This is a genomic window from Aquimonas voraii (assembly GCF_900101825.1).
In the GTDB taxonomy this organism is placed as follows: Bacteria; Pseudomonadota; Gammaproteobacteria; order Xanthomonadales; family Xanthomonadaceae; genus Aquimonas; species Aquimonas voraii.
On the sequence record NZ_FNAG01000002.1, the window covers coordinates 266,853 to 289,606 of the forward strand.

Genomic DNA, 22,754 nt, shown 5'->3' on the forward strand with positions numbered 1-22,754 from the left:
CATGGACAGTTGGATGCAGTCGCCGTGGTTCTGGTGGGGCGTCGCACTCGCCCTGTTCGCCGCCGAGGCGCTGGTGCCCGGCAGCTTCCTGCTGTGGCTCGGGTTTGCGGCGGCTGCGACGGCGCTGTTTGCGCTGTTCCTGCCTCTGGAGCCGGTCGCCCAGTGGTTCCTGTTCGGCGTGCTGGGCCTGGTGTCGGTCGGCATCGGCTGGAGGCTGCGCACGCGCATCAACGCCAAGCCGGAGGATCACCCCACGCTCAACCGGCGCGGCGCGCAGTTGGTCGGACAGGTGTTTCCGCTGGAATCGGCCATTGTCGACGGCCGCGGCCGGCTCAAGATCGGCGACGCCTTCTGGCGGGCCGAGGGCCCGGATCTGCCGCAGGGAACGCGGGTTCGGGTGATGGCGGTGGATGGCACCGTGGTCCAGGTGGAGGCGGCTTGAGTGAGGCAGGGGTCAGTGTCCCGACGCTACGGATCGCGTGCACCTCGCCTCTGCGGATCGCGCTCGAACTGGGTGATCGCTGGCCTTGGCGGCAGGCTGTGGTTTTCCTGCCCGGGCGCGGCGATCTGGATGTCCTGATCGATCGCGATCAGCGACGGGCTCGGCCATGCAGCGGCTGGGTCGAGACGATGCCCGAGGCAGGGTATTTCGATTTGAAGAACGCAGTGTTCGCCGCGCTCTGCGCACGCGGCTGGCGGGCGGCGTTGGACGCTTGATCCGCCGTGAACGGCCCGCTCACGCCGCCGGCTGTGGCCGCGGTCACGCGACGCGGCGGGGCGGGGCACGTAAGCTCCGGACCCCATGCGTCTATCGATCCTGCGTCCAGTCGTCCGTCTTGCCGCATTTGCGGTGCTTGCCTGCAGCCTGAGTCCCTCTTTCGCCGGTGAGCTGTCGAAGCGCCTGCTGCAGCAGGCGCCCGGGCTGAAGGCCGAGGTGCTGGAGCTGGCAGTGTCCGCCTATGACTGCGCGCGTCGCGGCGGTGAGGCGCCGCAGGCGCGGCGGCTGGCTGTGATCGACTACTCCCTGCCGTCCACCGAGCCGCGCCTGTGGGTGTTCGACATGGCGCGGGAGCGCCTGCTGTACGCCGAGCATGTCGCTCACGGCCGCGGCAGCGGCGACAACCTGGCCACCGAGTTCTCCAACATCGAAGGCAGCCACCAGACCAGCCTCGGTCTGTTCGTCACCGACGAGACCTACCACGGCGCCAACGGCTATTCGCTGCGCATGGACGGCCTCGATCCGGGCTTCAATGACCTCGCCCGCCAGCGTGCGATCGTGATGCACGGTGCGCCCTACGTGGACCCCGAGTTCGCCCGGACGCAGGGCCGCCTCGGCCGCAGCCACGGCTGTCCGGCCGTGCGTTCGGAAGTGGCCCGGCCGCTGATCAACCAGCTGCGCCATGGCCAGCTGCTGTTCGCCTACTACCCCGACCCTGTCTGGCTGGCCAATGCGCGCAGCCTGTCCTGCCTGAGGTTGGCGAGGGCAGGGCGCGCGGGCCCGCAGAGCCCGGCCGGCGCGCCCTGAGGCAACACGGATCAAGTCCTTCCTCGTCTTCATCCGTGGTCGCGAGTCCGACACCTGTCCGGACCCGTTCGGCCGCTACGCGGCGACCCCTTCGCTTCGCTCGGTCGCGCCGGCTCAGGCATCGCGTGATCGATCCGAGGGTGCGCCGTCCATGGCGCGCGGCAACGATGAATTCTCCAGCCTTGCCCTGGACACGCTCTGCCCGCCATCGAACCACGGCCGGCACAATGCGGACTGCGATCCTGCGGGCCTTGCCTGGTTTCGATGAGCGTCCCGATGCGTGTTCCGTTGCTTTGCCGCCGCGGCCTGCTGCTGTTGGGCGGGCTGTTCGCCCTCGCCGCCGCCGCACAGCCCGAGCCGTTCCCGGCCGCGGCCAGCGCGCCGCTGCAGGCGCTGCTGGGTGAGCACGGCCAAGCCCTGCAGGTGCAGGGCCAGCCCCTGCACGCGCCGGATGCCGTGCGCGCCTTCTATGCCGCTCGCGGCTATCGCCTGGCCTGGACCGAGGCCGGCTGCGGGGCCGCCTACGCCGAGCTGCTCTTGGCGCTCGAAGCCAGCGCTGGCCATGGCCTGGAGCCGCGCGACTACCACCTGGAGCCCCTGCGCGCGGCCAGCGAATGCACCCTCGCCGAGGAGCTGCTGGCCAGCGATGCCTGGATGACCTTGGCAGCGCATCTGCGCGGCGGGCGCATCGATCCCGTCCGCGTGGAGCCCGACTGGACCGCGCAGCGCCCAAGCCTCGAAGCCCCGGCCGCCCTGCAGATCGCGCTGGACTCGGGTCAGGTGTCCGCCGTGCTGCAGGCGCTGGCGCCACAGGACGCGTTCTACCGTGCGCTGCAGTCCGCGCTGGCCGCCGAACAGGCCCAGCAGGATGCACCGCGACCGCTGCCGGTGGCGCCGGGCGTGAGCCTGAAGCTCGGCGATCACGGCCCGCGCGTCGCCCAGCTGCGAGCCCTGCTGCGCGCGGAAGGTCATGCCGCCGAGCCGTCGCCCGCGCCGCCGGCGGCGGACGCCGCCGCCTCCATCGAGACGGTACCCGCAGGCCCAGGGGACGGCATGGCAGCCACGGCGGCGCTGTCCGGGGGCGATCCGCGGGAATTTTTCGACGCCGGGCTCGAAGCCGCGCTCAAGGCCTATCAGCAGCGCCTGAACCTCGAACCCGACGGCGTGGCGGGGCCAATGACCCTGGCCCAGCTCGCGCGAGGGCCGGCTGAACGGGTCGATCAGCTGCGCGTCAACCTCGAGCGCTGGCGCTGGCTGCCTGCGGATCTCGGCATCCGGCACCTGCGCGTCAACATCGCCGATTACCGGCTTGAGGCCTGGGATCAAGGCCGCATCGAACGCGTGTACCGGGTGGTGGTGGGCACGGGCTACCGGCAGACCCCGAGCTTCTCGGCGCACCTGCGCTACGTCGTGTTCAACCCCTGGTGGGAGGTGCCGCGGCGGCTGGCCACCCAGGACAAGCTGCCGTTGTTCCAACGCGACCCCGAGGCCTTCGCCCGCGGCGGTTTCGCGCTGCTGGACGCGCAAGGCCAGCCTGTCGACGTGGCCAGTGTCGATTTCGGCCAGCTCTCCCGCGACCGTTTTCCCTATCGTTTGCGCCAGCGGCCCGGGCCGGCCAATGCTCTGGGCCAGGTCAAGCTGATCCTGCCCAACGACCACGACGTCTACCTGCACGACACGCCCAGCCGCAGCCTGTTCTCGCGAGTGCGCCGCAGCTTCTCCTCAGGGTGCATCCGCGTCGAGGATGCGCTGGGTCTTGCCGAATGGGTGCTGGACGGCGTCGGCGGCTTCGATCGCGCGCGCATAGACGCAGTCGTCGCAAGCGGGCAGGAGACCCGCGTCGACCTCGCCGGGCCGCTGCCGGTCCACGTGCTGTACCTGACCGTGGTCAGCGACGAAGCCGGCCGGCTGCGCTTGATTGACGACCTCTACGGCCGCGATGCGCGCGTGCTCGACGCCTTGGGCCGCAGGGCCGCGCGATGAGCAGCGTCCGCCCGACCGCCCGGCGGGCCGCCTAGAATCCGCGCATGGAATCCTCGCGCTGGAATGCACTGATCGACTGGATCGCCGCCCACCCGCTGGCGGCAGGCGCGGTGATCTTTCTGATCGCCTTCTGCGATGCACTGCTGATCATTGGCGTGGTCGTGCCCGCCGCGCCCCTGCTGTTCGCGGTCGGCACCATGGTTGGACTGGGCCACATCGATGGCGCCTACGCCGTGGCCTGCGCTGCCTTCGGCGCCTTCTGCGGCGACGGCGTGAGCTATGTGGCCGGGCGCCGCTACGGCGATTCGCTGAAGCAGCGCTGGCCCTTCGCGCAGCATCCCGAGTGGCTGGCGCGCGGCGATGCCTTGTTCCGCCGACACGGCATGAAGAGCCTCGTGATCGGCCGCTTCGTTGGCGCCATCCGGCCCTTCATCCCCGCCATTGCCGGCATGCTGGCAATGCCGGCGCAGCGGTATGTCTTGGCCACCACCGCGGCGGCGCTGCTGTGGGCGCTGGCCTTCCTGCTGCCGGGCTGGCTGTTCGGCGCCTCGCTGGATCTGGTGGCTGCGGTCGCAGGCCGGTTGGCCATCGTGATCGCCCTGGTGCTGGCCCTGGTGGCCGCGCTGTGGGCCAGCGTGTTCTACCTCTGGCGCTGGCTGGTCCCGCATGCGGAAGGGCTGCTTGCGGCCGCGCTCGACTGGTCGCATCGGCATCCGGTGCTTGGCCGCTACTCGGAGGCGCTGATCGATCCGCGTCGTCGCGAATCGCCCTCGCTGCTGGTGTTTGCGCTGGGCCTGATGGGCGCGGTCTGGGGTTTCTTCCAGTTGCTGGTCTCGGTGCATGGCGGTGACGCGCCCTCACGGCTCGATACCCAGGCCAACCAGCTGATGTTCGGTCTGCGTCATCCACTGGCGGACCCGCTCATGGGCGGGCTGTCGACGCTCGGCGAGCCGCTGCTGCTGATCGGGCCCGTGCTGCTGGCCTTCGCCTGGCTGTGGTGGCGGCGCCAGCGCGTTGCCGCCTGGCACTGGCTGGCCGCGCCGCTGGTGGCCGCGCTGATCAGCCTGCTGCTCGGCTGGCTGATCGAATTGCCCGCGCCGCCCACAGCGGTGGGGCCCAGCGGCCACGGTTTTCCCTCGCTGCCCATCACCTTGGCCGCGAGCGTGTACGGCTTCTTCGCAGTGCTGATCGCGCGCGAGCTGCCTGGACGGGCGCGCGTCTGGCCCTATGTGGTGGCGGCGCTTGTCGTCGGCCTGGTCGGTTTCGCCCAGCTCTACCTGGGCACGCACTGGCTGTCCGAGGTCCTGGCCGGTGCGTCGCTGGGCCTGCTGTGGACGACCGCGCTGGGCATCGCGTATCGGCGTCGCACGGTGCGCGCCTTCTGGATGAAGCCGTTGGCGGCGCTGTTTTTCGGCGCGGCCCTGCTGTCGGTCATGCTGCTGGCGGGCGAGCGTTCGTCCGCGCGGCTCGCCCAGTGGGTGCAGCCGATCGAGCGGCAGGAGGTGGCGCTGCAGCGCTGGCTCGACGCCGACCCCTCGCTGCGCCTGCCCGAGCGCCGCAACGAGCTGCGCGATCGCGATGCCTGGCCGTTGAACCTTCAGTACGCCGGCGAACCCGCGCGGCTCCAGTCCTTGCTTGAAGCCGCCGGCTGGCAGCGCATCGAACCCGGCGACTGGCGCGGCCTGCTGCGCATGCTGGATGACAAGGCCGACGCGGTACAGCTTCCGATCATGCCGACCACCCACCTCGGCCGGCCAGAGAGTCTGCTGATGGAAAAGCCCAGCGGCGTCGATGGCGATCGCGTCGTGCTGCGGCTGTGGGCTGCGCCCTATCGCCTGCTGCCCGCAGGCGAGCCACTCTGGCTGGGCACGGTCCACACCCTGCGCTACTCGACCCGCGGCGACGGCTTCGTGCGCTACTGGGCGGCCCAGCCGGAGACCTCGCCGGCGCTGGAGCAGCTGCGCGCTGATGCCGGAGCCTGGCAGGCGGGCGAGGCGGACGCCGGCGTGCTCCGACTGCGTGCGGACGCCGACTGAAGCGCAGGCGGCCGGCGGCGTGGCGAGCGCGACCTGTCCCAAGCCAAGGCGGCTCCATCCTGCGATGCTCGGGAGCGAAGCGCGCGGCGCCCCGTGGCGTCGGAACGCCAAAGGCCCCGCGCTGCGGGGCCCTGCGTGGGCGGGCGAGCCGGGACGCCAGACGCGGATTCAGTCCTCGACCGGCTCCGGCGGCAGGTCGGCGTTGTGGTAGACCTCCTGCACATCGTCCAGGCCTTCGAGGCGGTCGAGCATGTCGAGCAGGTCTTCCAGGGCCTCGCCCTCGACCTTCACCCGATTGGCCGGAGCCATCACGATGTCGGCGCTTTCGGGTTTGATCCCTGCCGCCTCGATGGCCTTCTTGACGGCTTCAAAGTCGGTGGGCGCACAGATCACGGTGCTGCGGCCGTCGGTGCTGGCCACATCCTCGGCGCCGGCTTCTAGCGCCAGCTCCATCAGGCGGTCTTCGGCCGCGCTGTCCGGCGTGGTGACGACGATTTCACCGCGGCGGCTGAACTGGAAGGCCACCGAGCCGCTGGTGCCGAGGTTGCCGCCATGCTTTGACAGCGCATGGCGCACGTCGGCCACGGTGCGCACGCTGTTGTCGGTCATGGTGTCGATGATCACGGCGACGCCGCCGGGCCCGTAGCCCTCGTAGCGGATCTCCTCCATGTTGTCGGCACCGTCGGCACCCGAGCCGCGCTTGATCGCGCGCTCGATGGTGTCCTTGCTCATGTTGGAAGCGAGGGCCTTGTCGATGCCCATGCGCAGGCGCGGATTGCCGGCGGGGTCAGCGCCACCGCGGGCGGCGATGGTGATCTCGCGGATGAGCTTGGTGAAGACCTTGGCGCGGCGCGCGTCTTCCGCGTTCTTGCGGCCTTCGATGCTGGGGCCTCGACCCATGGCGGTTTCCTCGGCGGGATGTTGAAAGCCGGAAAGCTTGCCAGATCAAGGGGCCAAGCGCAGCCCGGAGCAGCGGGGCGGGGGATCGGGCGAGCCAGCGCGGCCCGCCCGATCCGCTTCAAACGGCGAGGCTTCAGCGGAACGCGGCGACGGTCGGGCCGCGGGTCTTCCAGACGCGGGTGTTGTCGTTGCGGGTGGTCGTGCCGATCGCCACGCCGCCGATGCTGAAGTTCGGCGACGAGAACGCGCCGATGCGGGTGCAGGTCGAGCAGGGGCCGTTGTTCACCGCCATCACCGTGCGGCGGTTCTGGCTGGTGATGACATAGCCATGGCCATAGGCGTAGGGCGTCAGCGTGGGATCGTTGTCGTGGCGTGCGCCGACCACGTGCGCCGCTTCATGCACGAAGGTGTAGTTGCCCGACAGGCAGGACGGATTCATCACGAAGTAGGCGTTGGCATTGCTGGTGGCGATGCCGGCGGCCTGGCCGCACAGGCCCGAGCTGACCGGCGCCACGTAGGCGACGATGTCGGCCGTGTTGGAATTGCGCTGGCTGCCGATGGTGTCGTAGAAGCCGTCCGACAGATTGGTCAGGCGGCTCAACATGGTCGAGTAGTTGGTGGTCTCGGCCTGGCTGTAGTTCTGGATGGCGCCGGCCTGCTGGAACACGATTTCGGTGCCGGTCGCCGCCAGGGCCTGGTTGGATTCGGCGAAGGCCAGATCGACGGCCGCCTGCGGATTGGAGATTGCAGCGCGCGCCGCCGGGCCGAAGGCCACCATCACGCGGATCGTCGAGATGGCCTTGGGGGTCGCCAGCGGCGAGCCCGAGCGGAAATCCACCGGCTGCGACTTCGCCACCATTTCCTTGTAGGCTTCTTCGTGTTCGTCCGGCGGGAAGGCCTGCTGGTCGACCTCGATCAGCGCATGCGCGCCCTTGTCGACGGGCTGCAGGCGGTAGAGCGCGCCGGCGACCCGGATCGTGCCCCACAGCTCCTCGCCCGAGCGCACCAGGATGGCCTCGTCGACGACGTGGTCGATGGCCTGCAGGCGCGAGGTGTTGGGCCCTTGCGCCTTCATGTCGACGCGGCCGATCCAGAGCTCGTTGCCGCTCGGCAGCTGCTGGTGCCGGCTCTGCTTGGCCTCGATGGCGATGCCGCCGGGCAGGGTCATGCGCAGCGCGCCCTGGCGTGCATGCACGGCGCCTGCGTCGGCCGCGACCAGTTCGATGCGGGCGTTGGCGCGGTCGGCGGCCACGCGCTGCAGCAGCGGGCCCGGTGCGGCGAAGGCCTCGCGGTTGCCGATGGTGGAGAACAGTTCCTGCTGAGCCTGCGCCGCCCCCGAGAAGGCGCAGGAAACGGCCAGCATGGCGGCCGCGTAACGATGGAAGTTCATCGCTGTGTTTCCTCATTGGTTGAGTGGTGCAACCCCCGTCGCGCGACTCCGGAAACCCCCGTCTTCGGAGCGGACGACGCACGCACGCTACTGCATTTCCTTGCGCGCAACACCTTGCGCCGCGGCGGCGTCATTCCGAACCGCGAACTGTTCCATGGCGTGGCACAAGCGAGCGGTCGAGATGGATGCAAGTCTCGGAAAGAGCGAGCTTTTTTGAGCAGCGCGTTGAGCCTCCGCGCTCGCGTTCGCGAAGGCGGGCTTGTGTCCCCATGGCCGTCTTCAGCCTTCAGCGCCTGCCCGCATGCGCGGTTCTGCGCAGATCCTGCGCTGCCGGGCAGCACCCGCCGGCGCGACGAGTCGAGCGGGCTTCCTTGTCTCGGGCCGGCGCATCGAGCCGGCGCGCTTCGCCGACGGTCCTAGGGCAACACTGGGCAAGTCCCTCCTGGCCTTGATCAGTGGCCGCGAGTCAGGCAGAGGTCCGGACTCGTTCGGCCGCTACGCGGCGGCGCCTTCGCGTCGCTCGGTCACGCTGGATCAAGCATCGCGTGCTCGATCCGCGGGCGTGCCCTGCATGGCGCGCGGCAACGCTGAACTCTTCAGCGTTGCCCTGGGGCGCGCCGCGCGCGTCCCGACCCGCTCAAGATTCGCGGGTTCGCGCGGCCTGCACCTCGGCCCGGGCAGCCTGCGTCCATGAGAACCCTGATTCGATTCGCCGCTCTGGTTGCCCTGGCCCTGCTGGTCGCGGCCTGCGCCAGCACCCGCAAGGAGGCCCCCATGCCCGGCCCCGCACTCGCCGAGGTCGACCTGCCGCGCTTCATGGGGCGCTGGTGGGTGATCGCCAACATTCCCTACTTTGCCGAGCGCGGCAAGCTCGCCAGCTCGGACAACTACAGCCTGCGCGAGGACGGCCGCATCGACGTGGTCTATGCCTACCGCAAGTCCTTCGACGAGACCGAGGAGCGCACGCTGAACGCTTGGGCGCGGCCGCTGCCGGGCAGCGGCAACGCCCACTGGCGGCAGCGCTTCTTCGGCATCTTCTCGGTCGAACTGCAGGTGCTCGAGACCGACCCCGATTACCGCTGGGCCCTGATCGGCAACCCCAAGCGCAGCCTGGCCTGGGTCTTCGCCCGCGAGCCGCTGATGGACGCGGCGGAGTACGCGAGCGTGGTCGAGCGCTTGCGGCGCTTCGGCTATGACCCGGTCTCGCTGAAGCGCGTCCCGCAGGTGCCCGAGCAGCAGGGCCAGCCCGGCTTCCAGTAGCTCAGTCGCGGGCGCGCTGGCTCACGGCGACACTGCCCAGCACCAGCGCGCCGGCCAGCAGCATCGCCATGGTGACGGGCTCATCCAGCAGCCACCAGGCCCAGGCCACGGCGAACAGCGGGATCAGGTAGGTCACGGTGGAGGTGCGCGCCGGGCCGATCCGTTCGACCAGCCGGTAGTAGCCGACCAGGGCAAGGCCGGTGCAGAGCACGCCCAGCGCCACCGCCGCTGCCCACGACAGCGGAGAGGGCGTGACCGCTGGCCAGTGCCACAGCGCCAGCGGCAGGGTCATCAGCGAGGCGCAGAGCAGGGTGGCGCATGCCAGCGCGGCGGGCGGCAGCCCGCCCAGATGGCGACGTACGAGGTGTACGCCAAGGCCGTAGCAGAAGGCTGCCAGGGTGCCGGCCGCAGCGGCCAGCCCGACACTGGCACCCGCGCTGCGTCCGCTGGCCAGGACCACCACGCCGACGAAGCCCACCGCCAGCGCCGCAGCGCGCGCCGGGCCGATGCGCTGCTGGAAGAACAGATGCCCGACCAGGGCGGTGAAGGGCACGGTCATGGCGTTGGCGATCGCACCGATGCCGGCCGGCGCGCGGCCGGCGGCCCAGGCGAACAGCACGAAGGGCAGGGCGGTGTTGATCGCGGCGATGCCGGCGATCGCGGCCCACAGCCTCAGCGGGAAGCGGCGCCGGGCCAACCAGAGGAAAGGCAGCAGAACCATGGCGCCGGACAGCAGCCGCACTTCGACCAGGGCGAAGGCGCCAAACTCGGGCGCAGCCACTCGCATGAACAGGAAGGAGGCGCCCCAGATCGCGCCGAGCACGGCGAGCTCCAGCGGGGTCAGCCAGCCTGGCTCGGATCTCAGGCTGGGTGCCGAGGGCAGCGGGTCGGCCGGAAGGGCCCGGGTGGCAGACATGCGCGGCGCCTTCAGCTCTGGGAAAGGCCGACAGCATGCCTGTTCGCGGGCGCGGCCGCTGGCCGGATCCGGACTTCAGGCGTCAATCGGACTGTAGCCCGCCGCGCTCTCTCCGCCGGGCGGAACTGTACCCGCCGGATGCGCGGGTCGGGCGCGATTGCCGGCCATGCGCGCGGCTCTTCGCCTGGGCAAGGAGCGTGTGAAGCCACGCAGAGGCCGCCGCGAGCGCGTCCAGCGGCGGCTGCAGCAGGCGCATCGTCTTCTCGCACGCTCTCACTCGCCGCGTGCGCTGCGCGCGCGCTCGGCCTCTTCCGCCTCTGCCTGCTTCCACGGCAGTCGCCCTTCGATTTCCAGATGCAGGGCGAACACCAGGAAACTGCGGATCAGCACGATCAGGCCGAGCATCAGCAGGCTGTTCAAGGTGTAGTCGATGATGATGGTGCGGATGATGTCGGCGGCGACCAGGAACTCCAGGCCGAGGATCAGGGCACGCACGCTGCGGCGGCGGTAGGCGAGGTAGGCCGCATGCGCCTCCACCCGGCCCAGCCCACGCAGCCAGTCGACCGTCGAAACCACGAAGCCCGCGAGGATCACGCCGACGCCGATCAGCTCGACGCCGAGGATCAGGCTCCGGATGCCCTCCGCGAACACACTCTGCATGGGCTTGTAGCACTCCGCTGGAAACTGGGGGAACGGACGGTCGCTGCGCACAGGGCGCGCTGCGGCCGCGGCCTTTGTAAGCTTGCGCCTCGACCCCGGGCAAGCGACAGGAGAACCGCGATGGCCACCGGCTGGGCCGGCGACGGCGCCGTGCAGGATCAGATCGACGCGACCGTCAAGGACGCGATCAAGCGTGCGCGGGCGCAGCTGCCGAAGGGGCCGAGCCTCAGTCGCTGCGAGGAATGCGAGGCGCCGATTCCCGAGGCACGGCGCAAGGCCCTGCCCGGTGTGCGTCTGTGCGTGCCTTGCCAGGAGGCGCAGGACCGCGAGGCCCACGCTGGAGCGGGCTACAACCGCCGCGGCAGCAAGGACAGCCAGCTGCGCTGAATCCGCTTCAACCCAGCCGCGAGCGCCGCTCTGCCAGCACCTCGACACTGCCGACATGGGCGGTGGGGTCGAGGTCGATCTCGAAGCGGTCGCGGCCGCCATGCTTGGCGCGGTACAGCGCGGTGTCGGCGCGCGCCAGCCACTCGCTCCAGGCTTCGTCGGCATGCAGGGCAGCCGCGCCCATCGAGACGGTCACCGCGCCGCCGGGGCTGCGCAGCTCGGCGCGCAGGGCCTGCTGCAGCCGCTCCAGCACCGCCGGCAGGGCGGAGAGGGGCGTGGCGGGCAGCAGCAGCACGAACTCCTCGCCGCCCAGCCGGTAGAGGCGGTCCATTTTCCGCAGCCGTCCACGCACGATCGCGGCGAAGTCGGCCAGTACGCGATCGCCGGCTTCGTGGCCATGGCGGTCATTGATCTGCTTGAAGTGGTCCATGTCGACCACCGCCAGCATCGTTGGCCGCGGTCGGCGCTGGAACAGGGCGACGCTCTCTTCGAGTTCGGTTTCCATCAGGCGCCGGTTGCCGGCGCCGGTCAGCGGATCGTGCGAGGCCAGCGACTCCAGCTGCAGGCGCTGCTGGTCCGTGCGGGTCGCGAAGATGAAGGCGAACAGGCTGACCACGCTGGCGGTGACCATGTAGGCGAGGTGCTCGTGCAGGGCGCCGAAGCCGTTGCCGAGCAGCACGATCAGGGCGACCACGCCCAGACCCAGTGTCATGGCCATCACGCGCTCGACCAGGAAGAAACTGGCGACCAGGAAACAGTAGGTCCACAGCACGCCATCACGGCCGAGCAGGACGGTGGCGGCAACGCAGGCGCCGGCCGCGAGCAGCACCTGAAGCATCGCGGGGCCGCGGGTCGAGGTGCGGGTCATCGCCCACACCACCGGCGACAGCAGCAGAATCACGATCACCAGGTCCATCACCCCGGCCTTCCAGTTGCCGGTGGCGAATCGGTAGCCGGCGAACGGGACGATGCCCGCGGTGGCTCCAAAGCCGAACAGGCTGAGGATGGCGAAGCGGAAGTCCGTTCCCACGCGGTGTCGGAGTTTGGCCAGCAGCTGTCTCAAGGGCCCGGTGCTCCCGAATGCTCAGGCCCGACGATGCAAAGCACATGCCCGCAGTCGGCTGGCGCGGCGCTGAGAGCCTGTGAAAGAACCGTCCGCCTACTGCGGCCGCCTCTGGTCGCCCGTGGCGGCACCGCGCTACGCGAATTCCGCGGTCATTTGACCCGCCAAACTCCCTTGCATTCGCGCACCGCGCTTTGCCACGAATGCCCAGAGACGCCCTCGCTACGGCGTCTGGGTTTTTCACACGCTCTGGGCGGATCTGGAGACGCTGCGGTCGGTCAGGCCGAGGGCGCCCGACCCCGCGTCAGCTGCGGGCGCGGCAACGGCTGGCCTGCGGCTCAGGCCGGCTCCACCCGGTCGACCCGCTGGAAACCGCGCGGCAGCGGATTGCCGCGGGTGGCGCGGGCGCCGGCATAGGCCTGCAGGTCGCGCCAGCTGAGCGTGAGCTTGCGCTGGCCGCAGTGCAGGATCAGCTCGCCGCCCTGGCGCACTGAGGTCACCGCGATCACCCGCTCTTCGCCGGACTTCAGCTTGGCCGGGGCGATCTGCAGGATCTTGTTGCCCTTGCCGCGGTCGAGCTCGGGCAGCTCGGACACCGGGAAGGCCAGCAGCTGGCCGGCGGACGAGATCGCCACCAGCCAGTCTTGGGCGGGGTCACCGACCGCCACCGGCAGCAGCACCTCGGCGCCGTCGTCGAGGTTCAGCAGGGCCTTGCCGGCCTTGTTGCGGGTGGTGAAGTTCTCGAAGCGGGTGACGAAGCCGTAGCCGAAGGAGCTGGCCAGCAGGAAACGCTGCTCGTTCTCGCCGATGGCCGCGGTGACGAAGCCGACGCCGCTGGCCGGGGTGAAGCGGCCGGTCAGCGGTTCGCCGTTGCCGCGCGCGGACGGCAGGGTATGCGCCGCCGCCGAGTAGCTGCGGCCGGTGGCATCGAGGAAGGCGGCCTGCTGGGTGCTGCGCCCGCGCACGGCGACCAGCAGACGATCGCCTTCGCGATAGGAGAGGCCAGCGGGGTCGACCTCATGGCCCTTGGCCGAACGCACCCAGCCCTTTTCCGACACGACCACGGTGACCGGCTCGCTGCTCACGAGCTCCGCCTCGGAGATCGCCTGCGCGGCGCCGCGCTCGACCAGCGGCGAGCGCCGCGCGTCGCCGAATTTCTTGGCGTCGGCCAGCAGCTCGTCCTTGATCAGCTTCTTCAGCTTGGCCGGCGAGGCCAGGATGCCCTGGATCTTCTCGCGTTCCTTGGCCAGCTCGGACTGCTCGCCGCGGATCTTCATTTCCTCCAGCCGCGCCAGCTGCTTCAGCTTGGTCTCGAGGATGTACTCGGCCTGCACCTCGGTCAGCCCGAAACGCGCCATCAGCACGGGCTTCGGCTCGTCCTCGGTGCGGATGATGCGGATGACCTCATCGATGTTCAGGAAGGCGATCAGCAGGCCTTCCAAGAGGTGCAGGCGCCGCTCGACCTTGTCGAGCCGGTGGTTGAGGCGGCGCACCACGGTGGTCTGGCGGAAGGCCAGCCAGTCGCGCAGGAACACCTTCAGGTTCTTGACCTGCGGCTTGCCGTCGAGCCCGATCACGTTGAAGTTGACGCGGTAGCTCTTCTCGAGATCGGTGGTGGCGAACAGATGCCCCATCAGCTGCTCGACGTCGACGCGGTTGGAGCGCGGCACCAGCACGATGCGGATCGGGTTCTGGTGGTCACTCTCGTCGCGGATGTCTTCCAGCCAGGGCAGCTTCTTGGCGCGCATCTGCTGGGCGATCTGCTCCATCACCTTGCCCGGGCTGACCTGGTAGGGCAGGGCGGTGATGACGATGTTGTTCTGCTCGCGGGTGTAGGCCGAGCGCGCGCGCACGCTGCCGCCGCCGGTCTCGTAGATCTTCTTGAGATCCGACGCCGGGGTGATGATCTCGGCCGCGGTCGGATAGTCCGGACCGCGCACGTGCTCGCAGAGGTCGGCGATGGTGGCGTCGGGGTCGTCCAAGAGACGCACGCAGGCGCTGACGACCTCATTGAGGTTGTGCGGCGGGATGTCCGTGGCCATGCCGACCGCGATACCCGTGGTGCCGTTCAGCAGCAGATGCGGCAGGCGCGCCGGCATCCAGCTGGGCTCTTCCAGGGTGCCGTCGAAGTTCGGCGACCAGTCGACCGTGCCCTGGCCCAGTTCGCCCAGCAGGACCTCGGCGATCGGGGTCAGCTTGGACTCGGTGTAGCGCATCGCCGCGAACGACTTGGGGTCGTCGGTCGAGCCGAAGTTGCCCTGGCCCTCGATCAGCGGATAGCGGTAGGAGAAGGGCTGGGCCATCAGCACCAGCGCTTCATAGCAGGCCGAGTCGCCGTGGGGGTGGAACTTGCCGATCACGTCACCGACCGTGCGCGCCGACTTCTTCGGCTTGGCCGTGGCGTTGAGGCCGAGCTCGCTCATCGCGTAGATGATCCGCCGCTGCACGGGTTTGAGGCCGTCGCCTAGGAAGGGCAGGGCGCGGTCCAGCACCACGTACATCGAGTAGTCGAGGTAGGCGCGCTCGGCGTATTCGTGCAGGGGGATCTGCTCGAAACCGTGGAAGCTCTGGCGGGTCAGGTCGGACATCGGGTTTGCACATCGTGGGCAGCGTCAGCAGGGCGCGAATGCTAGCAGCTTGGCTGGGTGCGACCGCGTGTGGTGGTTCGCGGCCCGGCCAGGCCACAAACGACAGCGGCCGCGCCTTGCCGGGCGCGGCCGCTGAGGAGGTGTGTTGGTGAGAGCGCTTACCAGGCGTAGCGCGCGCCCACCACGATCTGGCGCGGATTGCCGAACAGGATGCCGCGGGTGCGGTCGACGATGTATTCCTCGTCGGTCAGGTTCTTCACCGCCAGGAAGCCGCTCCAGCCATAGATCTCGGGCTCGTAGTTGAGGGTTGCGCTCCACACCGCATGGCTGTCGAGCTGGCCGAACTGGCCGTCACCGTTCACCGCGGGCAGGCGGCGGTTGGCGAAGTCGGCCCACTGGCGGCCGACGTGCTGCAGTTCGAGGTTCAGATCCCAAGGCCCGCGCGCGTAGCCGACCCGGCCGGTGAAGGTGAACTCGGGCGCATAGGGCAGGCGATTGCCGGCGGCGCTGCCATTGGCCGCCTGGCCGTTGTCGACCCGGCGCAGCACGCTCGACTGCTCGGCGGTCGCGAGCCAGGTGACCGCCGCATTGGCATAGAACTCTCCGCCCCGGCTCTGCAGGGCCTGGCGGTTCAGGCCGACCGCCAGTTCCAGACCGGCGTATTCGGTCTCGCCCTGTGCCAGCGGCGTGCTGCCGCCGGCGATCGAGCCCACCGCGATCTGGTTGTCGAAGTCGCTGTGGAAGGCCGTGGCCTCGAGGTCGATACGGCCGACGCGGCTGCGCAGACCGAGTTCGAGGTTGGTGCTGCTCTCGGCGTCGACATCGGTGCTGGTGCCATTGCCGGCGATCAGGTCCTCGACGCGCGGCGGCGCGAAGCCCTCGTGCGCCGACGCATACAGGGTGGTGCCACTGGCCAGCTCGTAATTGAGGCCAAGGCCCCACAGAGTCTCGCGCACGCTGTCTTCACCGAAGGCCCCGCCCGGCAGGCGGTTGCGCCGGCTGAAGTCGATGTCCTCGCGACGCAGGCTGGGCGTGAGCTGCAGCGCGCCGAAGTCGAAAGTGCTGGTGAGGAAGCCCGACAGCGCCTCGGTGGTGCGGAAGTTGCTCTCGGCCAGCGTGCCGCTGCGCGCGGCCGGCGCCGTGCCGTTGATCTGCAGGCGGTCCTGCTCTTCCTCGTGCCAGCGCAGTCCGAATTCGGTGCTGCCCTGGGTGCCGAACAGCGAGCGCGGCAGGCTCAAACGGGTGTCGAAGCCCCAGGTGTCATAGCTGCGCACGCGGCCCTGGGCGGAGTTGCAGGTGCGAGGGTCGACCCGCTCACCGCGATAGCGCGCGTCGCGGAAGGCGGTGCCGCACTGGGTGTCCGAGGTGGTGCTGGACTGCCGCCACCAGCCGCGGTCGAAGCTGCTGTAGTACAGCGAGCTGAGCAGCTGGATGCCCTCGGCGGGCGAGAACGCATGGCTCAGCGACAGCGCGCTGTGCTCGATGTCGAACAGGTCGTCGAGGAAGGGGTAGTACTCGGCGCCAAAGCTCGCGTACTCGGCGTCGGTGATGCCGGAATAGCCCACCTGCGACTCCTCGCGCAGGTGGTTGGCGCGCAGCGTCAGCGCGTGGCTGTCGCCGATTTCGCGGCTGTACTTGGCGAACAGGTCGCTCTGCTCCAGCGCGGTGTTGTCGCGGGCGCCGTCGCCCTGCTTGTGGCCGAGGTCGAACAGCAAGCCCTTGCCGCCGACGCTGGCATGGGCGGCCGTGTAGCCGCGGGTTCCCGTGGCGATCTGCACGTGACCGGCCGGGTCCTGCGGCGGATCGGGGGTGATGTAGTTGATGGCGCCCGTAATGGTCTGCGGCCCGAAGCGCAGCAGGCCGGCGCCCTTCAGCACCTCGATGCGGTCGTAGCGCTGGATCGGCGCGTGATAGTAGCTGGCGTTGTCGCCGTAGGGGGCGTACATCGCCGGCAGGCCGTCCTCCAGCAGCAGCACCTTGGTCGAGCGGGTCGGGTTGCTGCCGCGGATGCCGATGTTGGGTCGCAGGCCGAAGCCCTCTTCATCGCGCACGGTGACGCCAGGCACCTTGCGCAGAGCCTCATTGACCGTGAGCGCGCGACCTGAGACCAGCACGCTCTGGTCGAGGATGGTCGAGCTGCCCTCCGCAGGCTCGCCGCTCAAGTTCTTCTCGACCACCTGGATGGTGGCGAGCGTGCGCTTGGCTTCGGCTGCGTCGGCATTGGCCTTTGCACTGGCGTCCGCCAGGCTGCAGGCGGACGCGCTGGAGAGGATCAGGCCGAGTGCGAGGCTCAGCGGGTGGGGGCGGGAGACGAGGGGCATTCGGTTCGACTTGGGTGGTGAAGTTGCGCGCCGCAGAGTATGAAGAGAAACGCGAACGATTTGCAATTGATGTCGCAACTGGTTCGCGATCGATGGCCAAGCCCCCGCCGCGGAACGGAGGCGGACCCGCTGGCAGGCGCCCAGCCAGCACGGCCTGGACTCGCAACCAACTGGCCAGACGGGCATGGCGTTTCGACGCTTGCCGAGCTCGCCAGGCTCTGCAAGCCTGCGGCTCTCTTCAACGCCCGATGGGAGTTCAATGTGATCCAGCGTTTCGACACCGGTCCGCGCATGTCCGAGATGACCGTCCATAACGGCGTGGCCTATCTCGCCGGCCAGGTGGCGGAGGACGACAGCCTCGACATCAGCGGTCAGACCCGCGAAGTGCTCGCGCAGATCGACGCCTTGCTGGCGCGTGCGGGCAGCGATCGCTCGAAGATCCTGCGCGCGCAGATCTTCCTGGCGGACCTCGCCGACTTCGCGGCGATGAATGCGGCATGGGAACAGTGGGTGCTGCCCGGCCATACGCCCGCCCGCGCCACCGTGCAGGCCGCGCTGGCCAATCCGAAGTGGAAGGTCGAGATCGTGGTGACTGCTGCGGTCTGAGCCCGCGCGACAGCGCAAGGCCACCACAACCAGCGCGGAGCATGGGTGGGCCCAGCGCAAGCTCCACACTCTCCACACGCGACGAGGCCGCAGGGTCCAAGGATCGCGGGCTCACCGCGGCTGCGGCCCGATCAGCAAGGTTGGGCCGCTGCGCTTGGCTCAACCTGCCGGGCTGCCGGCGCATCGAAACCCTCTCGCATAGGGTGGGCCCTGGCCCACCACGAGCCCAAAGCTTGCCCCGCACCTGCGCGGTTGCGGCGGCAAGCGGCTCTCGCGCCGAACGACCCCGCTCACAAGGTGGCCCCGACCCACCGTGAGCCAAAGGCTTGCCCCGGTCTTCCTGGCCATGAAGGCGCCGCCCCCGCAAACGCGTTGACACCCCCGCCAGCCCTGCCGAACATGCGGGGGTCCTTTCCATCGCTGCGGAGATTCCCCATGCGCCTGCCCGCCGGCCTTCTGGCCGCTTCGATCGCGTTCGCCCTCACCGCCTGCGGCGGCGGACAACCCTCTGCAGACACCGCGTCCTCGTCCTCGTCTGCCCCGGCGGCTGCGCCGGCCGCATCCAAGGTGCTGCACATCTACAACTGGTCGGACTACGTCGCCGAAGACACCATCGCCAACTTCGAGCAGCGCACCGGCATCAAGGTCGTCTACGACGTCTACAGCGAGAACGAGGTGCTGGAGGCCAAGCTGATGGCTGGCGGTTCGGGCTATGACCTGGTCTTCCCCTCTCTGCGGCCCTTCGCCGAGCGTCATGTCAGCGCCGGCCTGTACCAGCCCATCGATCGCGCGCGCCTGTCGAACTACGGCAACCTCGATCCGCAGCTGCTGGCCGGCATGACCGATGCCGATCCCGACAACAAGCACCTGGTGCCCTACATGTGGGGCACCACGGGCCTCGGCATCAATGTCGCCAAGGTGCGCGAAGTGCTGGGCGAGGACGCCGCACTCGACTCCTGGAGCCTGCTGTTCGACCCGGCCAATGCCGAGAAGCTCGCCGGCTGCGGCATCAGCGTGCTCGACGACGAGCAGGAGGCCTTTGCCGCCGCCCTGATCTGGAAGGGCCGTGACCCCAACCGCACCGATGGCGACGAGATCGAGGCGGTGCAGCAGATCTATGCCGGCATCCGCCCGCACATCCGCAGTTTCAACAATTCGCAGTACATCAACGACCTCGCCACCGGCGAAACCTGCATCGCCATGGGCTATTCGGGCGATGTCGCCCAGGCCGCGGCGCGCGCCGAAGAGGCCGGTACCGGCGTCGAACTGCAGTACATCATCCCCAAGGAAGGCGCGGTGCGCTGGGTCGATGTGATGGCGATTCCTGCCGATGCGCCGCATGCCGACAGTGCGTACGCCTTCATCAACTACGTGCTGGAACCGCAGGTGATCGGCGACATCACCAACTACGTGGTCTATGCCAATCCGAACCCGCCGTCGAAGGACTTCATCGATCCGGAAATCCTGGCCGACGGCGGCGTGTATCCCTCCGATGAGGTGATGGCCAAGCTGGTCGATCCCAAGCGCTTGCCCGACGATGCCCAGCAGGCGCGCGTGCGCGCCTGGACGCAGATCAAGTCGGGGCGCTGAGTCCGCTCTTGGCGCCTTGAAGCAGCGGCCCGCCGGCGCCGGCGGGCCGCCTTTCTTTCCGACCTCAGGACCGAGCCCGCAATGGCCCAACCCGGACGCAAGCAGGCACCGATCGAACCCTGGCAGCAGCCCGATGCCCAGCCCTTCCTGCGTATCGAAGGCGTTACCAAGACCTTCGGCAAGACCTATGCGGTCGACGATGTCAGCCTGAATGTCTACCAGGGCGAGTTCTTCTCCCTGCTGGGCGGCTCGGGCTGCGGCAAGTCGACCCTGCTGCGCATCCTCGCCGGGCTGGAGACCGCCGACAAAGGGCGCATCCTGCTCGGTGAGCGCGACATCACCGACCTGCCTCCTTACGAGCGGCCGGTGAACATGATGTTCCAGAGCTATGCGCTGTTCCCGCACATGAGCGTGGAGCAGAACATCGCCTTCGGCCTGCAGCAGGACCGCCTCTCCAAGGGCGAAATCCGCGACCGGGTGGCGAGCATGCTCGAGCTGGTCAAGCTGCAGGACTTCGGACGCCGCAAGCCGGACCAGCTCTCCGGCGGCCAGCGTCAGCGCGTGGCCTTGGCGCGCGCCTTGGCCAAGCAGCCCAAGCTGCTGCTGCTGGATGAACCCTTGGGCGCGCTCGACCGCAAACTGCGCGAGCACACCCAGTTCGAGCTGGTCGGCATCCAGGAGCGCGTGGGCGTCACCTTCATCACCGTCACCCACGACCAGGAAGAGGCCATGACCATGTCCTCGCGCGTCGCGGTGATGGACGCCGGGCGCATCGTGCAGGTGGCGACGCCAGCCCAGCTCTACGAGTTCCCGGCCAACCGGCTGGTGGCCGAGTTCATTGGTGCGGTGAACATTTTCGAGGGCCGCGTCTCGGCACAGCGCGACGAGGAGCTGGAGTTCGCCTGCGAGAAGCTGGGCGGCGAATTCCTGATGTGGCATTCCGATCCGCTGCCGATCGGCACGCCGGTGGCGGTGGCGGTGCGGCCCGAGAAGATCAGCGTGCACGATGCGCCGCCGGCGGACCGCCGCAACTGGGCGCGCGGGCGGGTGGTGGAGATCGCCTACCTGGGCGACGTATCGATCTACCACGTCGCCACCGAGCACGGCCAGATCGTTCGCGTGCAGATCACCCACGAGGCCCGCTACGAGCGCCCGCACTACAGCTGGGATGACGAGCTGTATTTGAGCTGGGATCCCGATGACGGCGTGGTGCTGACGAGTTGAGGACGGTCGTCGCCATGGACGGATGTATCAGCGTGCTGCGCGGCGGCGACGGCGCTCGCCATGACTGGGGCGGTGAGCAGCCCAGGGTGGGCCAGGGCCCACCCTGTGGGGGTTTGCGGGTGGGGCAGGGCGGCGTGGAGGGCCTGGCATGAGCAATGGCGGTGGCTTCAACTGGCTGAGCCTGTGGTACCAGGTCTTTCTCGGTGTCTACCAGCGCATCGGTCTGCTGGGCCGCGAGCTGCGGCAGCGGCGCGGGCGGATTTTCGTCGCCGGCGTGCCGATGCTGTGGCTGGGCGTGTTCTTCCTCGTCCCTTTCCTGATCCTCGCCAAGATCAGCCTGACCGATCCCATGCCGGGCGCGCGTCCGCCCTATGGCGATCTGCTCAGCTGGGGCGAGCACTGGCGCCTGCAGCTGACGCTGAATCTCGGCAACTATCTGCAGCTGTTCGAGGACTCGCTGTATCTGGCGGCGTACCTGAACTCGCTGAAGATCGCGGCGATCTCGACCCTGATTGCCCTGGTCGTCGGCTACCCCATGGCCTACGGCATCGCGCGGGCCACGCCGCGCGCTCGCATGATCCTGTTGATGCTGGTGATCCTGCCGTTCTGGACCAGCTTCCTGATCCGCATCTATGCCTGGATTGGTCTCTTGCGCAACAACGGGCTGATCAACCAGACCCTGCAGTGGCTCGGTCTGATCGACGAGCCCCTGCGCCTGCTCAATACCGACTTCGCGGTCTACGTCGGCATCGTCTATTCCTACCTGCCCTTCATGGTGCTGCCGCTGGCAGCCAACCTGATGAAGCTCGACCGCCGCCTGCTGGAAGCCGCCTCCGACCTCGGCTGTCGACCGATGCAGGCGTTCTGGCGCATCACCTTCCCGCTGTCGATGCCGGGCGTGATCGCCGGCTGCCTGCTGGTGTTCATTCCCGCCGTGGGCGAGTTCGTGATCCCCGATCTGCTGGGCGGCTCGGACGCGCTGATGATCGGCAAGGTGCTGTGGACCGAGTTCTTCCACAACCGCAACTGGCCGGTGGCCTCCTCGGTGGCGATGGCGATGCTGATGCTGATCGTGATTCCCGTGCTGCTCTTCGAGCACGTGCAGAACCGTCGCGCCGAGAAGGAGGCGAAGGGATGAGAGCGGGGATTGGGGATCGGGGATTCGGGATTCGCGAAGCCTCGGCTTGCGTCGGAGTTTCCTCTTGCGGGCATAGGGTGGGCCCTGGCCCACCGGAGCTGGACGCTGGCCTCGTTTCGGCCTGTCTGCGGTTCGCAGGGACGCGCGCGGGGCGAGTGTGCCGTCATCGCTCCAGCGCCCGAACCTTGATGTGGATCGGCCGCCACGGTGGGCCAGGGCCCACCCCATGTGTGCACGGTGAGCTGTCGGCTTTCGGCAATCCCGAATCCCGAATCCCCAATCCCGTCTTGCCGCCCAAGCGGCAAGACCCGCGCAGCGCACGCACGCCATGAACCGCAAACCCTTCCTGCTGTTCACCGCGATGGCCTTCGGCTACGCCTTCCTGTACCTGCCGATCGTTTCGGTGATCGCCTACAGCTTCAACAGCTCACGGCTGGTGACGGTCTGGGGTGGGTTCTCCACCGAGTGGTACGGCCGCCTGCTGCAGAACGAGCAGATCCTGCAAGCCGCCTGGCGCAGCCTGCTGATCGCCGCCACCGCGGCGACGCTGGCGGTGGTCATCGGCACCTTCGCCGGCACCGCGCTCACCCGCTTGGGCCGCTTCCGCAGCCGGCCGCTGCTGTCGATCATGACCTCGGCGCCGCTGGTCATGCCCGAGGTGATGCTCGGCCTGTCGGCGCTGCTGCTGTTCGTGTTCCTGCAACAGCTCACCGGCTGGCCGGCGCAGCGTGGCTTCACCACGATCGCCATCGCCCACATCACCTTCTGCACCGCCTACGTCACCGTGGTGGTGCAGTCGCGCTTGGCGCAGATGGATGAAAGCCTTGAAGAAGCCGCGATGGATCTTGGTGCGCGGCCGTGGAAGGTGTTCTTCCTGATCACCCTGCCGCAGATCTTCCCGGCGCTGATCGCCGGCTGGCTGCTGGCCTTCACGTTGTCGGTGGATGACCTGGTCGTGGCAAGCTTCGTTTCCGGCCCTGGCAGCAGCACGCTTCCGATGGTGGTGTATTCCAAGGTCAAGTTCGGCATCACCCCCGAGATCAACGCGCTCGCCACGCTGATCATCCTGTTCGTCACCACCGCGATCCTGATTGCCGGCTGGCTGATGCATCGAGCCGACCGACGGGTCTGAGATCAAGTCGTTGGCGACGCGACCAAGCCATCGAT

At 68.9% G+C, this 22,754-nt stretch carries 18 protein-coding genes; 11 read left to right on the plus strand and 7 right to left on the minus strand.

The genetic code is table 11. The features are described 5' to 3' along the window. Position 1: 1 nt before the first annotated feature. The 4 genes from BLP83_RS05845 to BLP83_RS05860 all read left to right on the plus strand — a co-directional run bounded on the left by BLP83_RS05845 (position 2) and on the right by BLP83_RS05860 (position 5,544). Positions 2-442: an NfeD family protein gene (locus tag BLP83_RS05845; protein ID WP_245679968.1), complete on the plus strand. Its 441-nt coding sequence runs from the start codon at positions 2-4 to the stop codon at positions 440-442. Between the two features lie 360 nt (positions 443-802). Further along, positions 803-1,525 carry a murein L,D-transpeptidase catalytic domain family protein gene (locus tag BLP83_RS05850; RefSeq protein WP_091240030.1) on the plus strand — a complete coding sequence of 241 codons (723 nt, stop codon included), beginning with the start codon at positions 803-805 and terminating at the stop codon, positions 1,523-1,525. Between the two features lie 276 nt (positions 1,526-1,801). Beyond that, on the plus strand, positions 1,802-3,508 hold the full coding sequence (locus tag BLP83_RS05855) for a L,D-transpeptidase family protein (protein ID WP_176764029.1): 1,707 nt from the start codon (positions 1,802-1,804) through the stop codon (positions 3,506-3,508). A 44-nt stretch (positions 3,509-3,552) separates the two neighbouring features. Beyond that, positions 3,553-5,544, plus strand: a complete 1,992-nt coding sequence (locus BLP83_RS05860) for a bifunctional DedA family/phosphatase PAP2 family protein (protein WP_091240034.1) — start codon at positions 3,553-3,555, stop codon at positions 5,542-5,544. A gap of 168 nt (positions 5,545-5,712) precedes the next feature. Here BLP83_RS05860 and BLP83_RS05865 read toward each other — a convergent pair whose 3' ends face one another. Both BLP83_RS05865 and BLP83_RS05870 read right to left on the minus strand, forming a co-directional pair. Further along, on the minus strand, positions 5,713-6,444 hold the full coding sequence (locus BLP83_RS05865; protein ID WP_091240037.1) for a YebC/PmpR family DNA-binding transcriptional regulator: 732 nt from the start codon (positions 6,442-6,444) through the stop codon (positions 5,713-5,715). A 133-nt stretch (positions 6,445-6,577) separates the two neighbouring features. Then, positions 6,578-7,834, minus strand: a complete 1,257-nt coding sequence (locus BLP83_RS05870; protein WP_091240038.1) for a M12 family metallo-peptidase — start codon at positions 7,832-7,834, stop codon at positions 6,578-6,580. Between the two features lie 690 nt (positions 7,835-8,524). On the opposite strand from BLP83_RS05870, the gene BLP83_RS05875 reads away from it, so the two are divergent. Continuing rightward, positions 8,525-9,094, plus strand: coding sequence for a lipocalin family protein (locus tag BLP83_RS05875; RefSeq protein ID WP_091240041.1), 570 nt, complete (start codon positions 8,525-8,527; stop codon positions 9,092-9,094). Position 9,095: 1 nt separating this feature from the next. Here BLP83_RS05875 and BLP83_RS05880 read toward each other — a convergent pair whose 3' ends face one another. Together BLP83_RS05880 and BLP83_RS05885 are read right to left on the minus strand one after the other, a co-directional pair. Next, positions 9,096-10,010: a DMT family transporter gene (locus tag BLP83_RS05880; protein WP_091240043.1), complete on the minus strand. Its 915-nt coding sequence runs from the start codon at positions 10,008-10,010 to the stop codon at positions 9,096-9,098. 273 nt (positions 10,011-10,283) lie between these two features. Continuing rightward, positions 10,284-10,670, minus strand: a complete 387-nt coding sequence (locus tag BLP83_RS05885; RefSeq protein WP_091240045.1) for a DUF1622 domain-containing protein — start codon at positions 10,668-10,670, stop codon at positions 10,284-10,286. 120 nt (positions 10,671-10,790) lie between these two features. On the opposite strand from BLP83_RS05885, the gene BLP83_RS05890 reads away from it, so the two are divergent. Beyond that, positions 10,791-11,057, plus strand: a complete 267-nt coding sequence (locus BLP83_RS05890) for a DksA/TraR family C4-type zinc finger protein (RefSeq protein WP_091240048.1) — start codon at positions 10,791-10,793, stop codon at positions 11,055-11,057. A 7-nt stretch (positions 11,058-11,064) separates the two neighbouring features. Here BLP83_RS05890 and BLP83_RS05895 read toward each other — a convergent pair whose 3' ends face one another. From BLP83_RS05895 to BLP83_RS05905, 3 genes are all read right to left on the minus strand, one after another. After that, positions 11,065-12,120, minus strand: coding sequence for a GGDEF domain-containing protein (locus tag BLP83_RS05895; RefSeq protein WP_091240051.1), 1,056 nt, complete (start codon positions 12,118-12,120; stop codon positions 11,065-11,067). A gap of 338 nt (positions 12,121-12,458) precedes the next feature. After that, positions 12,459-14,708: a DNA topoisomerase IV subunit A gene (parC, locus tag BLP83_RS05900; protein ID WP_091240054.1), complete on the minus strand. Its 2,250-nt coding sequence runs from the start codon at positions 14,706-14,708 to the stop codon at positions 12,459-12,461. 158 nt (positions 14,709-14,866) lie between these two features. Then, positions 14,867-17,029, minus strand: a complete 2,163-nt coding sequence (locus BLP83_RS05905) for a TonB-dependent receptor family protein (RefSeq protein ID WP_176764030.1) — start codon at positions 17,027-17,029, stop codon at positions 14,867-14,869. A gap of 261 nt (positions 17,030-17,290) precedes the next feature. Here BLP83_RS05905 and BLP83_RS18165 point away from each other — a divergent pair, with 261 nt between their 5' ends. The 5 genes from BLP83_RS18165 (at position 17,291) to BLP83_RS05925 (ending at position 22,719) form a co-directional block, all read left to right on the plus strand. Then, positions 17,291-17,635: a RidA family protein gene (locus BLP83_RS18165; protein WP_143006560.1), complete on the plus strand. Its 345-nt coding sequence runs from the start codon at positions 17,291-17,293 to the stop codon at positions 17,633-17,635. 435 nt (positions 17,636-18,070) lie between these two features. After that, entirely contained in the window at positions 18,071-19,225 is a 1,155-nt protein-coding gene (locus BLP83_RS05910; protein ID WP_091240058.1) for a polyamine ABC transporter substrate-binding protein, read from the plus strand. Positions 19,226-19,306: 81 nt separating this feature from the next. After that, positions 19,307-20,449, plus strand: coding sequence for an ABC transporter ATP-binding protein (locus tag BLP83_RS05915; protein WP_091240061.1), 1,143 nt, complete (start codon positions 19,307-19,309; stop codon positions 20,447-20,449). Positions 20,450-20,729: 280 nt separating this feature from the next. After that, positions 20,730-21,587 carry an ABC transporter permease subunit gene (locus BLP83_RS05920; RefSeq protein ID WP_245679977.1) on the plus strand — a complete coding sequence of 286 codons (858 nt, stop codon included), beginning with the start codon at positions 20,730-20,732 and terminating at the stop codon, positions 21,585-21,587. Between the two features lie 328 nt (positions 21,588-21,915). Next, on the plus strand, positions 21,916-22,719 hold the full coding sequence (locus tag BLP83_RS05925; protein WP_091240065.1) for an ABC transporter permease subunit: 804 nt from the start codon (positions 21,916-21,918) through the stop codon (positions 22,717-22,719). Positions 22,720-22,754: the final 35 nt, after the last annotated feature.